The 16,066-nt window shown below is 40.5% G+C and carries 16 protein-coding genes; 5 read left to right on the plus strand and 11 right to left on the minus strand.

The features are described 5' to 3' along the window. Window positions 1-85: 85 nt before the first annotated feature. From T344_RS30390 to tnpA (T344_RS0114055), 3 genes are all read right to left on the minus strand, one after another. Window positions 86-409, minus strand: a complete 324-nt coding sequence (locus tag T344_RS30390) for an IS66 family transposase (RefSeq protein WP_162178037.1) — start codon at window positions 407-409, stop codon at window positions 86-88. Between the two features lie 153 nt (window positions 410-562). After that, window positions 563-919 carry an IS66 family insertion sequence element accessory protein TnpB gene (gene tnpB / locus T344_RS0114050; protein WP_027629240.1) on the minus strand — a complete coding sequence of 119 codons (357 nt, stop codon included), beginning with the start codon at window positions 917-919 and terminating at the stop codon, window positions 563-565. Continuing rightward, window positions 913-1,263, minus strand: a complete 351-nt coding sequence (gene tnpA, locus T344_RS0114055; RefSeq protein ID WP_027629241.1) for an IS66 family insertion sequence element accessory protein TnpA — start codon at window positions 1,261-1,263, stop codon at window positions 913-915. The genes tnpB and tnpA (T344_RS0114055) overlap by 7 nt, the downstream gene beginning before the upstream one ends. A gap of 208 nt (window positions 1,264-1,471) precedes the next feature. Between tnpA (T344_RS0114055) and tnpA (T344_RS31370) the strand changes: the two genes are divergently transcribed. Both tnpA (T344_RS31370) and T344_RS0114065 read left to right on the plus strand, forming a co-directional pair. Beyond that, complete coding sequence (gene tnpA / locus T344_RS31370) at window positions 1,472-1,762, plus strand: IS66 family insertion sequence element accessory protein TnpA (protein WP_051571877.1); 291 nt, start codon at window positions 1,472-1,474, stop codon at window positions 1,760-1,762. Between the two features lie 331 nt (window positions 1,763-2,093). Beyond that, window positions 2,094-3,236, plus strand: a complete 1,143-nt coding sequence (locus T344_RS0114065; protein ID WP_027629242.1) for a universal stress protein — start codon at window positions 2,094-2,096, stop codon at window positions 3,234-3,236. A 230-nt stretch (window positions 3,237-3,466) separates the two neighbouring features. On the opposite strand, the gene T344_RS31020 is transcribed toward T344_RS0114065, so the two are convergent. From T344_RS31020 to kdpF, 5 genes are all read right to left on the minus strand, one after another. Continuing rightward, a complete protein-coding gene (locus T344_RS31020; protein WP_154669448.1) occupies window positions 3,467-3,607 on the minus strand; it encodes a hypothetical protein in 141 nt (46 codons plus the stop codon). Window positions 3,608-3,707: 100 nt separating this feature from the next. After that, complete coding sequence (locus tag T344_RS0114075) at window positions 3,708-4,328, minus strand: K(+)-transporting ATPase subunit C (RefSeq protein WP_027629243.1); 621 nt, start codon at window positions 4,326-4,328, stop codon at window positions 3,708-3,710. 14 nt (window positions 4,329-4,342) lie between these two features. Further along, window positions 4,343-6,394: a potassium-transporting ATPase subunit KdpB gene (gene kdpB, locus T344_RS0114080; protein WP_422784864.1), complete on the minus strand. Its 2,052-nt coding sequence runs from the start codon at window positions 6,392-6,394 to the stop codon at window positions 4,343-4,345. Window positions 6,395-6,417: 23 nt separating this feature from the next. Beyond that, entirely contained in the window at window positions 6,418-8,097 is a 1,680-nt protein-coding gene (kdpA, locus tag T344_RS0114085; RefSeq protein ID WP_034861590.1) for a potassium-transporting ATPase subunit KdpA, read from the minus strand. Window positions 8,098-8,115: 18 nt separating this feature from the next. Beyond that, window positions 8,116-8,193, minus strand: a complete 78-nt coding sequence (gene kdpF, locus T344_RS31940; RefSeq protein ID WP_083909041.1) for a K(+)-transporting ATPase subunit F — start codon at window positions 8,191-8,193, stop codon at window positions 8,116-8,118. A 471-nt stretch (window positions 8,194-8,664) separates the two neighbouring features. Between kdpF and T344_RS0114095 the strand changes: the two genes are divergently transcribed. Together T344_RS0114095 and T344_RS0114100 are read left to right on the plus strand one after the other, a co-directional pair. Next, window positions 8,665-10,512: a HAMP domain-containing sensor histidine kinase gene (locus T344_RS0114095; protein WP_027629246.1), complete on the plus strand. Its 1,848-nt coding sequence runs from the start codon at window positions 8,665-8,667 to the stop codon at window positions 10,510-10,512. After that, window positions 10,509-11,096, plus strand: a complete 588-nt coding sequence (locus T344_RS0114100; RefSeq protein ID WP_027629247.1) for a response regulator — start codon at window positions 10,509-10,511, stop codon at window positions 11,094-11,096. The genes T344_RS0114095 and T344_RS0114100 overlap by 4 nt, the downstream gene beginning before the upstream one ends. 261 nt (window positions 11,097-11,357) lie before the next feature. Here the strand turns inward: T344_RS0114100 and T344_RS29800 are convergent, their stop codons facing one another. From T344_RS29800 to T344_RS29810, 3 genes are read right to left on the minus strand one after another with little or no spacing between them, the layout of a single operon-like run. Further along, complete coding sequence (locus T344_RS29800) at window positions 11,358-13,154, minus strand: sensor histidine kinase (RefSeq protein ID WP_051571879.1); 1,797 nt, start codon at window positions 13,152-13,154, stop codon at window positions 11,358-11,360. Continuing rightward, a complete protein-coding gene (locus T344_RS29805) occupies window positions 13,151-13,882 on the minus strand; it encodes a helix-turn-helix transcriptional regulator (RefSeq protein WP_027629248.1) in 732 nt (243 codons plus the stop codon). The genes T344_RS29800 and T344_RS29805 overlap by 4 nt, the downstream gene beginning before the upstream one ends. A 45-nt stretch (window positions 13,883-13,927) precedes the next feature. Beyond that, complete coding sequence (locus T344_RS29810; protein WP_027629249.1) at window positions 13,928-14,716, minus strand: response regulator; 789 nt, start codon at window positions 14,714-14,716, stop codon at window positions 13,928-13,930. A 388-nt stretch (window positions 14,717-15,104) separates the two neighbouring features. Here T344_RS29810 and T344_RS0114120 point away from each other — a divergent pair, with 388 nt between their 5' ends. Next, the gene (locus T344_RS0114120; protein ID WP_027629250.1) at window positions 15,105-16,025 is read left to right on the plus strand and encodes an ABC transporter permease; all 921 of its coding nucleotides are present in this window, start codon (window positions 15,105-15,107) and stop codon (window positions 16,023-16,025) included. The last annotated feature ends 41 nt before the right edge of the window (window positions 16,026-16,066 follow it).

Here is a 16,066-nt window from a genome sequence, read left to right on the forward strand (position 1 = left end):
TACTCATAAAAAATCTCCTCCTCAGCATTTGTTTAAATTCTTGCCAAGAAGGAGCTATTTCCTTAGTTCAAACCATCAAAAATTTTTACATTCTCTTTCCGATGGGAGAAAGTTTTGTGTTGCATTTGGGGCAGGTGCATTCACTCTCGTGAATATCGCATTCGATTTCTTCGACAGGGAGGTCCTTCAGGATTTCTTCACGCTTTGTTTTTGGGTTTCTGCGATAGAGCTTTCCGCTTTTTGAAATGATTGGTTCCGGTACATCCGGCGACGCTTCAAGTTCAGCTTCATTGAAGAGGTTCAATTGAACTCCATCCGCTATCCGGGGAGTCTTTTCACTGGAACTTCCGAATTTCCGCTTGCGCAGGAGAAGGACTATTTCAGTCAGGTTGTTTACCTGTAGTTCCAATCTCTTTATAGTAATTCCAGCTGAAGGATGTACTGATCTTTTGAATCCATGAAGCTGTTTTTCTCCTGTAATTTGTTACCTTTATTCTATCATAGTTGGTGGAGAAAATCCAGTTAAAGTGCAGTAATTTCAATACTTTTAGGCACTTTTTTCTCAGTAAATATCTCCTGGTTTTGCCTTCTGAATTACCTTGGACTGGTCAATCTTTAATCCCTCCATAAGCCACCGGAATTCCTGTTGAGAAAGATGTCTCGCTTGTTGTGCCGTACGGGGCCATTGGAAGTTTCCATTCTCCAATCTCTTGTATAAAAGGATAAATCCATCCCCTTCCCAGTAGAGAGCTTTAAGACGATCCCGTCTTTTTCCACAAAAAAGGAATAGGCTCGGAGCAAAAGGATCCATCCCAAGAGTTCCTTTGACCATGGAGGCAAGGCCATCAATAGACTTGCGCATATCAGTATAGCCACAGACGACATAAATATCTTCTGCTTTTGATATATCGCCTAACATATGACTTTCAGGGCTACCAATACAGCCTCAATAGTTGCCTGGGATGCTCCATCGTTTACTTCGACAGTAATGGAGGGAAAGTGAATTATGATAGAAGCTGACGTTTTTACCTGGTGGAATGCTGCCGGTTCAATAAATCGCTGGCTATCCTGTAACTTGATTGGTACATTGCCTTCACATGCTGCGTGGCGTATTTTCCGCAGCCAGCAGTAGTATGCCGTATCTGAGATATTATTTTGTTTGCACCAGTCCTTCACCGTCATACCGCTGGATTGACGTGCTTGGACAATCTTTGTCCATTGTCTGATTCGGAATTCTGCCTTTGCTTCCGATACATTATCCATCTGGAATCCCCCTTAACTTCAGAGTTTACTCAAGTAACTTTAAAAACTTGAAAAACTCTTAAAAGTTTTGGGAGTATTATCTCATGTTTACAACAAAATTGGCAGGCACCCTTTTACTAAGCGTTTACCATCCAAATAATTTTTTAGACTTTTTAGAATTTTTTAACAGTGCTAAAAAGTCTAAAGTTACTTAAGGAGGCTATCACAAATGAATAAAATAACAGAGACTAAAACTGAATTTCGTTTACGGCAATTGACACAGATAATTAAAATCTGTCAGGAAAGCGGAATGACAGTGGTATCCTGGTGTGAGCAGAATAATGTAAAAATAAAGTCATACTACTACTGGCTCAGAAAAATTCGATCCATGGCATGTGAATCCAATTCCATTCTTTTATCAAGAGATAATCATAAGATAAACAATCTAAATGTATATGCATATTTGAACTATCTACTACTTTACATGCCGGATATGGATTACAAAAACGAATCTGAATGAATGGAAGACATGATGTCCTGGTCTAGGAAGGGTCCAGCAAGAGTGCTTAATTTGAAACTTTCAAATTAAGCGCTTACGATCCATGGTTATCTGTAGTATGCAAAGGAATACAAGTAGAAGAAATAAATGGGTCAACATAGCTATAGAAACAAGCTGAAGGGGTGAGCCTACACAGCCTTTGGAAATATTTAGTACGGTATTAAACGCAGACAATCGGACTCAAACTTGCAAGTATGATCAATATATACATTTATTTAACATTTTAAATGCCATAACTCCAATATTTTGATAAAATAAATTTATCAAAATATTTAAGGATAAGTATAAAACGATGGGCGAAGAATTCAAACGCATTACACCTGAGGAAGCTCTAAAGCAATGCAACTCAGAGAAGAAGGGAAAACTGAAAATATTCATCGGGTACGCTCCCGGAGTAGGAAAGACGTATTCCATGCTGAATGAAGGCAACAGAAGGGCAAAAAGGGGCAAGGATATTGTCATAGGCTATGTTGAGTCCCATCAGAGAGAGGAAACCGACAGGCAGATCGGTGATTTGGAATTAATTCCCCGTAAGAAAATTTCTTACAATAACGTTGTTATGGAAGAGATGGACACCGATGCCATAATTGCCCGGAAGCCTGATATTGCCCTCATTGATGAGCTGGCCCATACAAATGTGCCCGGATCAAAATACCAGAAAAGGTATGAAGATGTTGAAGAAATTTTATGTCAGGGTATAAATGTCATAACAACATTGAATATCCAGCATCTGGAGAGTCTGAACGATGTAATAAGGCAAATTACAGGTATTGCTGTAAGGGAAACCATACCAGATTACATTGTGGAAAAGGCGGATGAAGTGGTCATAGTGGATATAACACCTGATGCCCTTCAAAACAGACTGAAACGCGGTAATGTATACAACCTTGAAAAAGTACCCCAGGCTCTGAAGAACTTTTTCAGAAAGGGAAATTTGAATGCCCTGAGGGAATTAGCCTTAAGGCAGACAGCTGAGGAAGTGGACGAAGATCTTGAAGAATACATGAGGGAGCACGGGATTAAAGAAAATTGGAGGATTGTGGAGAGAGTCATGGTATGTATCGGCCCCAGCCCTTCTGCCAAAAAACTCATCAGGCGCGGGGCGAGAATTGCCCGCAGATACAAATGTGAATGGGTGGTAGTTAGTGTCGACTGCACGCACAGATTCGCGCCCAGAACAACTCCCAGGCAGCAGGAAACACTGGAAAGCTACCACAAGCTGGCCAAACAGCTGGGAGCAGATGTTGTGACTTTAAAAGGCAAAAGCATTTCCAGGGAACTTATAAATTTCGCGCACGAGAGACATATCACACAGATAATTATAGGACACTCCAGAAGAACCAGGCTGCAAACCATACTTCGCGGGTCCACAGTGTCAAAACTGCTGAAACAGACCAAAAACATTGAAGTGCATGTGATTCCGAATGAACTGTAACTGATTTAACGTTCCGCACTCTGCTATATAGGATTTATCGTCTTGCACACTATTGATACTTGGTGATACTTGGCTTTTTAAAGCTGCCTCCCTCTGGGACAGCAGCTATTTATCCTGAAGCATCAAATTTGAAGTATCAAAATTCAGACTTGCCCTTGCCGGGAAGGACTTGAAAAATTCAAACCGGCAAAATTGTTTATACGCCCAAGAGGTGGCAGTGAGAAGATATTCTACAGATCATCATCCTTATCAATTTTATAATTGTCGTCTTCTTCGTTTTCAGATTGCAGGAAATCCTGGATCTTTTTTATGATATAAAATATTAATACGGTGATAGAGCAGGATCCCACTGTTGATAATATGTTTTTCATGAACTCACATCTCTTTCTATTTTACGACCATCTAAATACCGGGTTAACCAATCATTTAAATCGTTTAAATCAAACAATCATTTATCCAACTGAAAACAGGTTATTTCAGCATTTTTGATATTTCAATATTAAGCTTCAGGACATTGACACGGGGTTCGCCGAATATTCCCAGGGTTCTGCCGGTTGTACATTTCTCAACTATTTTACCGAGTTCTTCACTGCTGAGTCCTGTAGCTTTGGAGATTGCAGGAATTTGTACCCTTGCAGCTTCAGGGCTTATATGGGGATCAAGTCCCGAGCCGGAACTCGTTAAAAGATCAGCGGGGATATCCTCTTTCTTAACATCAGGATTTGCCTTTAAAAATGCATCAATATCATTTTTTACGCGTTCAGCCAGTGCCGGATTTGACGGTGCAAGGTTTGCAGAACCGGAGGATACCCCAGAATAAGCCGTTTTACCGTTTGTATCAGGAACTTTGTCTTCAGCCTTGTAAGTGTTATAATTTACGGCTGAAATTCTTCCATGAAAGAACCGCGGGTCGGTGAAGTTCTGCCCCAGGAGTTCCGAACCCACGGCCTGGCCGTTGCTTTCTATAATGCTGCCGTTGGCTTGTTTGTGAAAAATCAGTTGGCTTATTCCGGTCATGGCAAGCGGATATACAAATCCACACAGAATAAATAATGCTATTGTTACAGTAATTGCTCTTAAAAATATTTTCATAAGTTATTTCCTCCTTAACCCAAATTCAGTGCCTTTAAGATTGGGTTTATAAGAATATCTATTAATTTGATGCCTGCGAACGGAACTATCATTCCGCCCAGCCCGTAAACCAGCATATTTTTTGCCAGCATGGCTTGGGCGCTCATGGGTTTGTATTTTACGCCTCTCATTGCTATGGGTATCAGGGCAGGGATAATAACTGCGTTGAAGATAAGCGCCGAGAGAACAGCACTTTGCGGAGTTGAAAGCCCCATTATATTCAGAACATTCATCTGGGGAACGGCTATTGTAAACATCGCCGGAATGATGGCAAAATACTTTGCAACATCATTGGCAATACTGAAAGTAGTCAGGGAACCTCTGGTAATCAAAAGCTGTTTGCCGATTTCAACAACCTCGATTATTTTTGTAGGGTCGGAATCCAGATCCACCATATTGGCAGCTTCCTTTGCCGCAGTTGTACCGCTGTTCATGGCAAGCCCCACATCGGCCTGCGCCAGGGCGGGGGCATCATTTGTTCCGTCGCCGGTCATGGCTACAAGCCGGCCTTCGGCCTGTTCACGCTTGATTACATCTATTTTGTCCTCGGGCTTGCATTCGGCAATGAAATCGTCTACGCCCGCTTCTTTTGCAATAGTCTGAGCCGTCAACGGATTATCCCCGGTGCACATTATGGTTTTAATCCCTATTTGGCGCAGACGCTCAAATCTCTGAACCAGCCCGGGTTTGACAGTATCCTTCAAATAGATGACACCCATTATTTCCTTATCAACACAAACTACCAGAGGAGTACCGCCAAGTTTGGATACTTTATCAACATTTGACTTCAAATCTTCAGGGATTACTCCGCCTAAACCGGTAACATACTTTTGAATAGTGTCGGAGGCACCTTTTCTTACCTGTGCACCATTGGGAAGATTTAATCCGCTCATACGTGTCTGGCTGGTGAATTCCACATTTTCAGCCTTATCATACTCCGCCTTATTGATACTAATCCCTTGCTTGGCTGCCAATTCAACCACCGAACGGCCTTCGGGAGTCTCATCCATTAATGACGCTATCAAGGCAAACCGGGCAATGTTTTCCTGTGTAGATTTACCCACCGGAATAAATTCCGCTGCCAGCCTGTTTCCGAAGGTTATTGTACCTGTCTTATCCAGTATCATAGTATCTACGTCCCCGCAGGCTTCCACCGCTTTTCCCGACATGGCGATTACATTAAAGCGTGTAACCCTGTCCATACCTGCAATACCTATGGCTGACAATAATCCGCCAATTGTTGTGGGTATCAGGCATACCAATAAGGCAATCAGTGTTGAAACTGAAATCCTTACACCGGTGTAATCCGCCATAGGATAAAGCGCAACAACAACAATAAGAAAAATCATGGTAAGACTTACAAGAACGGTTGTCAAAGCTATTTCATTAGGAGTTTTCTGTCTTGAAGCACCTTCAACCAGACTAATCATCTTATCAAGGAAGGATTCTCCCGGAGTCGCAGTAATTCTGATTTTAAGCCGGTCGCTTTTTATCCTGGTTCCTCCGGTTACCGAACTGAAGTCTCCTCCGGCTTCTTTCATTACAGGAGCCGATTCTCCGGTGATGGCTGATTCATCCACAAAGGCCAGGCCTTCTATAACCTCTCCGTCATTGGGAATTATGTCACCGATTTCACATAAAACAATATCTCCCTTTTTAATTTCGTTTGAATTCAGAATTTTAATGTTTCCGTTTTTGTCCAGAAGCTTTGCCGGAGTATCTTTTTTTGTTTTTTTCATGCTCTCGGCCTGGGCTTTTCCTCTGCCTTCCGCAACAGCTTCGGCAAAGTTGGCAAAAAGAATAGTAACAAGGAGTATTACTGATACAATACCGTTGTATAAGGCATTGCCGTTTTTTTCGAGCAAATCCGGGAAAACGGTTAAAACCATGGTAATGATAAATCCCACTTCAACCACAAACATAACAGGATTTTTAATCATATCCTTCGGATTCAATTTTTTAAAGGAATCTTTAATTGCATTTATCAATATATCTTTAGTTATCCAACTCTTTTTTGTTGGTTTTATATTTTTATCCATACTATCATCCCCTATCTCCCAAGTGTTAAGTGCTCTGCGACCGGTCCCAATGAAATTGCAGGGAAGAATGTTAATGCTCCGACTATCAGCACTACTGCAAGCAGTATAAAAGTAAACAGCGCATTATCTGTTTTGAAGGTCCCGATTCCTACAGGAACTTCCCGCTTGGCTGCCAGTGACCCTGCCACAGCCAATAAGGCAATTATTGAAATATACCTTCCAAAGAACATTACAAGTCCGGTGGAAATATTCCAGAACAAAGAATTATCTGCAAGGCCTTCAAAACCGGAACCGTTGTTTGCTGCTGCCGAAGTAAATTCATAAAGTATCTGTGAGAGCCCGTGAAACCCCGGGTTTGTAATTCCCGCAAGTCCTGACTTGGTGATCAGGGCTGTTGCAGATGGGATCAGGATAATAAACGGATGCACTAAAATAGTCAGTGCTATTAATTTCATCTCTTTTCCTTCAATTTTCTTTCCTAAAAATTCGGGTGTGCGGCCAACCATCAATCCGCACAGGAAGACAGCCAGTATTGCATACATCATCATATTCATAAAGCCCACACCCTTACCTCCGAATACCACATTCAGCATCATTTGCCCTAAAGCTACCAACCCTCCTAAAGGAGTCAGGGAATCATGCATGTTATTAACCGTACCGGTAGTAAATGCTGTTGTTACAGTGGAGAACAGTGCTGATTGAGCAATCCCGAAGCGTACTTCCTTACCTTCCATGCTGCCCATAGTCTGACTTAATCCGGCATCTGCCAATGCGGGATTTCCCGCCTGCTCAGACAAATAACATACGGGAAGGGATATTAGGAATAGTATGGCCATTGCGGCAAAAATAACCCGGCCCTGTTTTTTGTTCTTCAGCATCAGACCGAAAGTAAATACCAGTGACGCCGGAAGCAGCATCATGGACAGTATCTCAATAAGATTTGTAAGAGGGGTGGGGTTTTCAAAAGGATGTGAGGAGTTTGCTCCAAAAAATCCGCCTCCGTTGGTACCCACGTGCTTTATGGATTCCAGACTGGCAACAGGTCCCAACGGAATGTCCTGCACAGTTCCTTCGATTGTGGTTACGGTCTGATTGCCGGAAAGTGTCTGAGGTACTCCCTGCCAAACCAAAAGTAAAGTAACAACAATTGATATCGGAATTAATATTCTGGTTGTTATTCTTATAAGGTCAACAAAAAAGTTACCGACATTTTTGGTTTTACCGGCTAATCCGCGCATAAATGCTGCAGCAGCAGAAAAGCCGGCAGCTGCCGATGTAAACATCAGAAAAGTGATGGCAGCTAATTGTGATAAGTAAGACAATCCCCATTCACCGCTGTAATGCTGTAAATTTGTATTTGTCATAAAACTTATTGCGGTATTGAATGCAAGTGACGGTTCCATACTTCCATTTTTGTTTGGATTTAACCCTAAATAACCTTGAAGCCTGAAAACCAGATAAACAAGCAGTGCCATAACAAGATTGGTGACCAGCAACGAAACGGCATATTGTTTCCAGTTCATTTCAGACCGTCTTACACCGGTTATTTTGTATATCAGACCGTCAACCCTGTCAAAGACAGGATCTATAAATGATTTTCGGCCGGTTATAACGTTGAATATATATTTGCCCGTTGGTATAACAAGAGCTGCCAATAGGACAAGAGTTATTATAATTTGAATAATACCCATACAAAGTTTCCCCCTATACTAAAATTTTTCCGGGTGAATCAATACGTAACCCAGATATATAAACAATAAAACAACAATACCGATTAAAATTGCCATGCTTAAACCCCCTATACTATTATTATTCAATCTGTTTGCTGCACCAGCTCAGGAATAAGATTGCTGATCCGAAGCATATTAATATAGTCATCAGAATAATAAAATCAAACATGCTTAGCCTCCCGATTAAAAAATACATTCCTTTGCATTAACTATTTTGCATTAGCTATATTGTGATATCGTGCAACAATTGCACAAACCCGATTCACAGTTTAGATTATAAATCCCCTGGCCTGTCAAACTAAAGCCTGAGAAATTTTGATAGCTCCTTTTGCCCATACCATAAAAAGCATTCATTCAAATTTATCACCTTTACTCATAACGTTATCTCTTTTTCTTTCCAAAATGCGATAGTATGGTTGCTTGATAAAAAATACCTTCAAACATATACTAAAGTTAAGAATTTATTTTAGGGGACAGCTTGAAGGCCTTCAGTCTGAAAAGCTGTAATATATGGACATGGAGGTTAAAATGATAAAGACATTAAAGGGCAAAATTTCGGTATTGTTTTTAAGTCTGGTTTTATTAATTGCTGTAGTCGGTATCACTGCTTCCATAAATCTGTTCAATTTGAGCGGGGCCATTGACGGCTTGATGATAGCAAACTACAAAAGCATCAATGCTGCTTCCAAAATGACCGAGGCAATTGAACGCCAGGACAGTGCCGCTTTGACATATATAAATGTGGACGTAAAAAAAGGCAGGGAGCTTTTCACGGCTAACAACGAAGAATTTTTAAAATGGTACGAGGTGGATGTCAATAACGTAACCGAAAAGGGTGAAAGGGATCTTGTCCAGTCACTTAAGAGCTCGTATACAAACTATGTAAATCTATTCCTGGATTTGCAGGAAATCCGCAGCCGGTCGGGTGTAGAAGCGGCCAATGAGTTTTATAACTCAAAAATGACGCCGGAATTTATTAATACCAAGGAGGATTTAAGGAAATTAAGTCTCATTAACGAAAAAGCCATGTTTGAAAGTAAGGATCTGGCTACCGAGAATGCAAAAAAGTCCATGTATCTGGTATTGGGAATTTCTTTATTTGCAATAGTGGGGGGCTATGCCATTTCAAGATTTTTTACAAACAGATTTTTACAGCCAATAACCATACTGACACAGACAATGAAGCTGATTAAAGCCGGAGAGCTGAATAAACAGGCTGATATACAAACAAGGGATGAAATAGGAGAACTTTCTACCGAATTCAACAATATGACCCGAAGACTGCAGCAATATGAGCAAAGTACGTTGGGCCAATTGCTTATTGAAAAGAACAAGTCCCTGGCAATTGTCAAAAGTATCTCTGATCCGATGATAGTTCTGGATACCGATTACAGGATCATATTGGTCAATAATGCTTTTGAAAGAATATTCAGTGTTGCCGAGGATGTTTTTTTAAACAGGCATTTTCTGGAGGGAGTTAGAAATGGTGAAGTATTTGACTTTATATCCAGTACATTCAAGTCGGGTGACGAAACACAACAAAAAATTTTCTTTATCTCAAGAAATAGCGAGAATTATTATTTTAATGTCATAGTTACAACAGTCAAGGACAGCAATGCAAATCTATCAGGGATGATCGTACTGTTTCAGAATGTCACCCAGTTAAAGGAAGTCGAAAAAATCCGTACAGATTTTATTGCTACCATATCACATGAGTTTAAAACGCCGTTAACTTCTATCATAATGGGTACGGATGTTTTGCAGGAAGAGGGCATGGGGCAGCTCAATGCTGACCAGAAGCAATTTATTCAGGCTATTCGTGAAGACAGTGAGAGATTATCCAAACTGGTAAATGATTTGCTGGAACTGACCAGGATAGAGTCGGGAAAGGCCGTATTCAAATTTGAGGAATATGCCATTGACGATATTATTGAATGTGCTGTCAAGCCATTTTATCAGTTGGCCCAGCAGCAGGAAAAAAATCTGTATTTTAGCTGTGAGGATGACATTCCACATGTCGTTGCCGATTTTGAAAAAATCACCTGGGTTCTTAACAACCTGATTTCCAACGCATTAAAATACACCGAAATAGGTGATGAAATTGTCATAAATGCAGAAGAAAAAGCGGGGATGATCTATATAACGGTTAAGGATTCAGGACGTGGCATTCCAAAGGAATTCACAGATAAAATATTTGATAAGTTTGTACAGGTTAAAGACGGAGATTTTGAAGCCAGGGGTACAGGCCTGGGACTGGCTGTTGTTAAAGAAATTATAGAGGCGCACAATGGGGAAATCTGGTGTGAAAGTGAACTTGATGTGGGCAGCAGCTTCATTTTTACTCTCAATATAGCCGGGAAGGAACAAAACAGATGAAGAGAGTACTGGTTGTAGATGACACAAAAAATATCAGGATGATTTTGACAAAGTGTCTGGAACTGGAAGGTTATGAGGTAATGACCGCAAGTGACGGAAAGCAGGCTCTTGAGCTGTTCGGAAACAATACTTTTGACCTGGCCTTTTTGGATATCAAGCTTCCCGAAATACGCGGCACCGAAGTGCTCAAGAGAATAAGGGAAGCGGGCATAAGGACTCCGGTGATAATAATAACGGCGTATGCCACCGTAAAGAATGCAGTGGATTGCACAAACCTGGGAGCGGTGGCATATATTCAGAAGCCCTTTTCGGCAGAAAAGATCAGAAGTGTACTGAAGGAATTTGGTTTAAAAACTGTAAATATTGAAAAAGCAGCAGCTCAGCCGGCGGATTTGATAAATGATGCCAGGAAATTTATTGAAGAAAACCGGTACGATAAAGCGCTTGAGGTATTGAAAACCGCCCTGTCAATGGAATTGAACAATCCTGAGATATATCTGCTGATCAGCAATTCCTATAAGGGAATGAACCAGCCCGGGAATGCCCAAAGATTTTATCAGTTTTATAAAACCTTCAATATATAAATTTCTATTTTTAAAAGGATGACTGTAATGGAATGTAAATATTATGTAAGATCTAAATTTTTTAAACGATTATTTGGAATTAAAGGTTACTGCAAATTAAATTGCGTTGAAATTGTTAGCTATAAAAAGCTTCAATATCATCCATATTTTTTATGTGAATGTAAAAAAGGAAATATAATAACACAATGTAGTAATGAATTTAAGATATGTGAGTGAAAAACTCTTTATCCGGAAGTTAAAATACTCTCCCTGCCTGACGGGTCACAATGGTGCTGCCGGTATTTTTACAGCTACTGTCGTTCCCGCGCCGGGAGCACTTTCATAATGAAGTCCGTAGTCAGGGCCGTAACACAGCTGCAGCCGGGAATGAATATTCCATACCCCATAGCCCGAAATGGAAGTACCTGATTTTTCTTCCAGAATAACGGCAAGCTGTTCCCGGGACATTCCAACGCCATTATCCCTCACATATATGACTATATCCTCAGCCTGCCGGACTGCGCTTATTTCTATTTCCTTCGGACGTCCATCCCTGTTGAGCATGATACCGTGCATTATGGAATTTTCCACAATAGGCTGGAGCACAGTCTTGATGATTGAATATGACTTTATTTCATCAGGTATTTGAATTGTAAGATTTATAGCTCCGTCATATTTGAAATTCTGTATTTTAACATATGCTGAAACATGGGCTGCTTCTTCCCCAATGCTTAAAATATCCCTGCCCTTATTGAGACTTATTTTATAGAATTTTGCCAGTGCCGTTGAAATCTCCACTATTTGGGGAGCATTGTAATTAAGGGCTCTCCAGTTTATAAGGTCCAGGGTATTATACAGAAAGTGCGGATTGATCTGTGCCTGCAAGGCTTTGAGTTCGGCGGTTTTAATTGCCTTACCGCTTTCATACTGCTCCTTTGAATGCTGTTTTATCCAGTTTACCAGGTAATTAAAGCTGTTTATGAGCTTACCGATTTCATCCCTTTTTTTTGTGGTTATTGTATTATCAAGTATACCATTCTGTACGTTTTCCATCTGCCTGGAGAGAATGCTGAGCCCTTTTGTCATGGAACGGGCGAATAGGTAGGCAACACTGCAGGTGACGGCTATGCTGACCAGCAGCAGGAGCATTATAATAACTCCCAGCCTGTTGCTCAGGGATAATATTTCCGAAAAGGGGATTATAGCTATCATAGTCCAATCCGAGTCATGAAAGCGACGGGAATTTACCAAAAAGGACTTTCCATTTCTTGTGAGCTTTTCCCATTTCATTTCCCGGTCGGGCAGCTGATCGCGGGCCAGATCAAGCTTTTCAAAGGCATTTTCCCTCAAGGAGTTTATCATCTGATTATTTGAATTTTGGATATACACTACACCGTTTTGTGTAATATTGGCCTTTTGAATAATTTCATTGATACCGTCGGCTTTCATGCTGATCCGCTCGACTCCGATAGTGTTATTCCCTCCGTATATGCTGTTTATTTTTCTCAATAGACTGATAAGCGTGACAGGTGACTGCTGATCGGGCAGCCTGATTTTTTCGGGCGGAAGCCAGATCCGCATTTCGTTGGAACTAAACCATTTTTTATATTCTTCATTTTGTTCCAGAAGTTGGTTTGAGAAAAAGAACAGGTTCTGCCTGGAATACATAAGACTGTCGTCTACATATAAGCTTGCAAGATAGGCATCCTTGGAATAACTGAGGGAGTTTAAAAGTTTTTCCAGTGCCAGCATATCCAAGTGCTGCTGCTGATAATCATATCTGTAGCTGTAAAGGTCCTTGCTCAATATTGACTGGACTGCTTCATTGGAATAAACCACATCGGCGGTATACAGAAGGGACTCTATTTTTTTATCAATGAAATCATATGCCTGGGAAAAGGATTTATCGGCCGAATACTGTATCTGCTGCTTGTAATCTCTTGATACATAAGAGTACACTACCACAAGGACCGTCATTATCGAAATGAAGATCAGGGCGGAAAAGGACAGCATGAGTTTGGTCCGCATGGAACGGTTCATATATTTTTGGTACAGCCTTTTAAAAGGAAAATTCATCATAAGCCTTTCTCCCTGAATTCAGAAGGTGTAATTCCAATCAGCTTTTTAAACATCTTGGCATAATAATTGGGATCCTGATAGCCCACACTTTCGGCAATATGATACAGCTTAAACTGCTTATCCCTCAGAAATGCCTTTGAGCGCTCTATTCTAACAGCAGTAATATACTGGCCTATGGTTTTGCCGGTCTCCTTTTTGAACAGATTTGACAGGTATGTAGGCGACAGGTATACTTTCTCAGCCAGCCAGGGCACCGAGAGATTCACATCGGAGTAATTTTGCTGTATATGATAGGCAACATCCAGTATCGTTGCATGATTGCTGTTCAAATCCTGAAAATAGTTAAAAACCAGGTCTACCTTTTCCATGAGGAAATCATGGAGCTCCTGCAGAGTATCCATGGAAGACACTTTCTCCCAGATATAGTCACTGGGTACATCGACAGTAAAGTCCAGCTGGCCGTGAAATTTATCGGCAGAGTGCATGAGCTGGTATATCATTTGCAGGTATATATGTTTGATGTTGTTAATAAGGACATTGTCCTGGGTTTTAAAGAAATCATATATTTTGTTGACAATACCGGTTGTCAGTGCTTTATCATGGTTATCAAAAGACTTTGTAAACTCATCATACAAAAATGTATTTGAAAGGGAATTATCACTGTAGGTGTCACTGTATTCAACAACATTTCCGTAACCATGGAAAAAAAGCTTCTGCAGTGCAATCACTGCTTTTTGATAAGAATCGATTACACGGTCCAGGCCTTTTTCAGGTTAGTACATACCGTCGGAATCAATGCTTTCGGATGCAAAAGCCTGATTGATTGCTGAAATTGCTCTTCCGTGGCTCTTCAGATCGGCAGCATTATCGCAGGATATTATTGAAATGAGATGACGGCTGTCCTTGTAGGTAATAATATGCTCAAAGGCTGAAAGCACCCCGGCCAGACTGCTTTTTATATTTGAATCCTCCTGCTGCCAGTGGGCCGATTCATTTTTTAACTTGAAGATGATTACAAGATAAAAGTCCTCTTTTTTCTGAAACAAGTTATCCAGCAGTTTCAGGTCGTGTTCAACCGCATCGGTATTACGGGAAGATATCAATGTGGAAACAACTCTGTTTTTTATCAGTGAAAGGCTGTTTATCAAAGTCTGATTAATATTTTCCAGTTCACGCTTTTGATTTTGTTCCTGGAGACATTGTTCCACAGCAGCTTTGATTGCATGTTCCACCTCCGGTATTTCAATGGGCTTTTCCACATAGCTTACTGCGGACAATGCAATGGCAGCCTTTAAGTATTCCTTTTCGGAGTAGCCGCTCAGGAAAATTATACGGCAGTTGGGCTGATGCTGGCGCAGCTGCCGGCACAGTTGTATTCCATCCATTCCCGGCATACAGATATCAGACAAAATTATATCGGGCTGATATGTCTTGGACAGGTCTATTGCATCAAAGGCATTTCCGACATCCTGTATTTCATCAATACCCAGCATGTCCCAATGAATATATTTTTTTAAACCGTTTCTTGTGCTTATTTCATCATCAACTATTAAAATCTTCACAGACCCTGCACCCCCACGTGTTGACAAGCCGGTTTAGCAATGCGCATACAATGGCTTGACTAAAAGATAATAACAGATATTAAATAAATTTCAAAATAAATTTCAGTATGCAATTTATAAAATGATAACAAATTAATTATCCCCGAAACAAGATGATATGGAACGCTAAACCCTCTCCAAACAGCGTCATTGTTAGATTAACATACTAATAATTATAACGCAATACGTCCTGGTGCCATGTGAAAATATATCTTAGATTTTTCCTTAAAACAGTAGTTTTGTCGTATTAAATTATCAAAATCCATGCTTTATAATTTAACACAACAAGAGCAGCACACACCAAATGCAAATGCAAACATCCAATCGGGAACCAGAAAGGGTCGGTATAATGAAAAATCATCAATTCCTAAATGAATTCAATAAAAACAAGGCACTCTTTATTATGATTGCTCCGGCAGTCCTATTAACAATAATTCTTTCCTACATTCCAATGAGCGGCCTGGTTTTGGCTTTTAAAAATTTCAGATATGATTTGGGGGTTTTTGGCAGTCCCTGGGCAGGGTTTGAGAATTTTAAATATTTCTTTTTATCGGGAACGGGTGCAAGAGTAACTTTCAATACCATATTCTACAATTTGATAAATCTGATAACATCTCAGTTTTTATCCATGCTTGTAGCTATTTTTATCACTGAAATATTTGGGAAGACCTATAAAAAAATATGCCAGTCTCTGATTTTTCTTCCGTATTTTATTTCATGGGTTATTGTGGGAACCTTTATTTATAATATATTCAACTATGAAACGGGAACATTTAATTCAATTTTAAAATTCTTCAATATGGAGCCCATCAATATGTACAGCATACCGTCAGCCTGGGTATGGATTATAATGATTTTCAATTCCTGGAAATGGGTGGGTTATAACTCGATAATCTATATGGCGGCCATAACAAACATTGATGCCGAATGTTATGAGGCAGCCGATATTGATGGAGCTAACATTTTCCAGAAAATCAGAAGCATCACTTTTCCAAGCATCATGCCCACAATCATTGTTATGCTGTTACTGAATGTAGGCCGTATACTGCGGGGAGATTTCCAGATGTTTTACCAGATCGTCGGCAACAACGGGCAGCTGTATAATACAACGGATGTCATTGACACTTTTGTATTCAGGTCACTGCTTACCAGCAGCGATATGGGAATGACCGCCGCAGTTTCCTTCTACCAGTCGGTACTCTGCCTGGTAATCATTCTGGCGGTTAACGGAATTGTAAAAAGGGTCAATAAAGAATACGCGCTGTTCTAGACTTGAACTTATCTCCAGAAATAAAAAACAACAAAGGAGCC

The sequence above is a fragment of the Ruminiclostridium cellobioparum DSM 1351 = ATCC 15832 genome (genome assembly GCF_000621505.1).
GTDB classification, from domain to species: Bacteria; Bacillota; Clostridia; order Acetivibrionales; family DSM-1351; genus Ruminiclostridium; species Ruminiclostridium cellobioparum.

What these genes read in the sequence shown, in the direction of transcription:
- T344_RS0114100 (WP_027629247.1), top strand. Translation starts at nt 10,509, where the DNA reads ATGAAGAGAGTACTGGTTGTAGATGACACAAAAAATATCAGGATGATT.
- kdpA (WP_034861590.1), bottom strand. Translation starts at nt 8,097, where the DNA reads ATGGGTATTATTCAAATTATAATAACTCTTGTCCTATTGGCAGCTCTT.
- tnpB (WP_027629240.1), bottom strand. Translation starts at nt 919, where the DNA reads ATGTTAGGCGATATATCAAAAGCAGAAGATATTTATGTCGTCTGTGGC.
- T344_RS0114075 (WP_027629243.1), bottom strand. Translation starts at nt 4,328, where the DNA reads ATGAAAATATTTTTAAGAGCAATTACTGTAACAATAGCATTATTTATT.
- T344_RS31020 (WP_154669448.1), bottom strand. Translation starts at nt 3,607, where the DNA reads ATGAAAAACATATTATCAACAGTGGGATCCTGCTCTATCACCGTATTA.
- T344_RS0114120 (WP_027629250.1), top strand. Translation starts at nt 15,105, where the DNA reads ATGAAAAATCATCAATTCCTAAATGAATTCAATAAAAACAAGGCACTC.
- T344_RS0114065 (WP_027629242.1), top strand. Translation starts at nt 2,094, where the DNA reads ATGGGCGAAGAATTCAAACGCATTACACCTGAGGAAGCTCTAAAGCAA.
- tnpA (WP_051571877.1), top strand. Translation starts at nt 1,472, where the DNA reads ATGAATAAAATAACAGAGACTAAAACTGAATTTCGTTTACGGCAATTG.
- T344_RS29800 (WP_051571879.1), bottom strand. Translation starts at nt 13,154, where the DNA reads ATGATGAATTTTCCTTTTAAAAGGCTGTACCAAAAATATATGAACCGT.
- kdpF (WP_083909041.1), bottom strand. Translation starts at nt 8,193, where the DNA reads ATGGCAATTTTAATCGGTATTGTTGTTTTATTGTTTATATATCTGGGT.
- T344_RS0114095 (WP_027629246.1), top strand. Translation starts at nt 8,665, where the DNA reads ATGATAAAGACATTAAAGGGCAAAATTTCGGTATTGTTTTTAAGTCTG.
- tnpA (WP_027629241.1), bottom strand. Translation starts at nt 1,263, where the DNA reads ATGGATAATGTATCGGAAGCAAAGGCAGAATTCCGAATCAGACAATGG.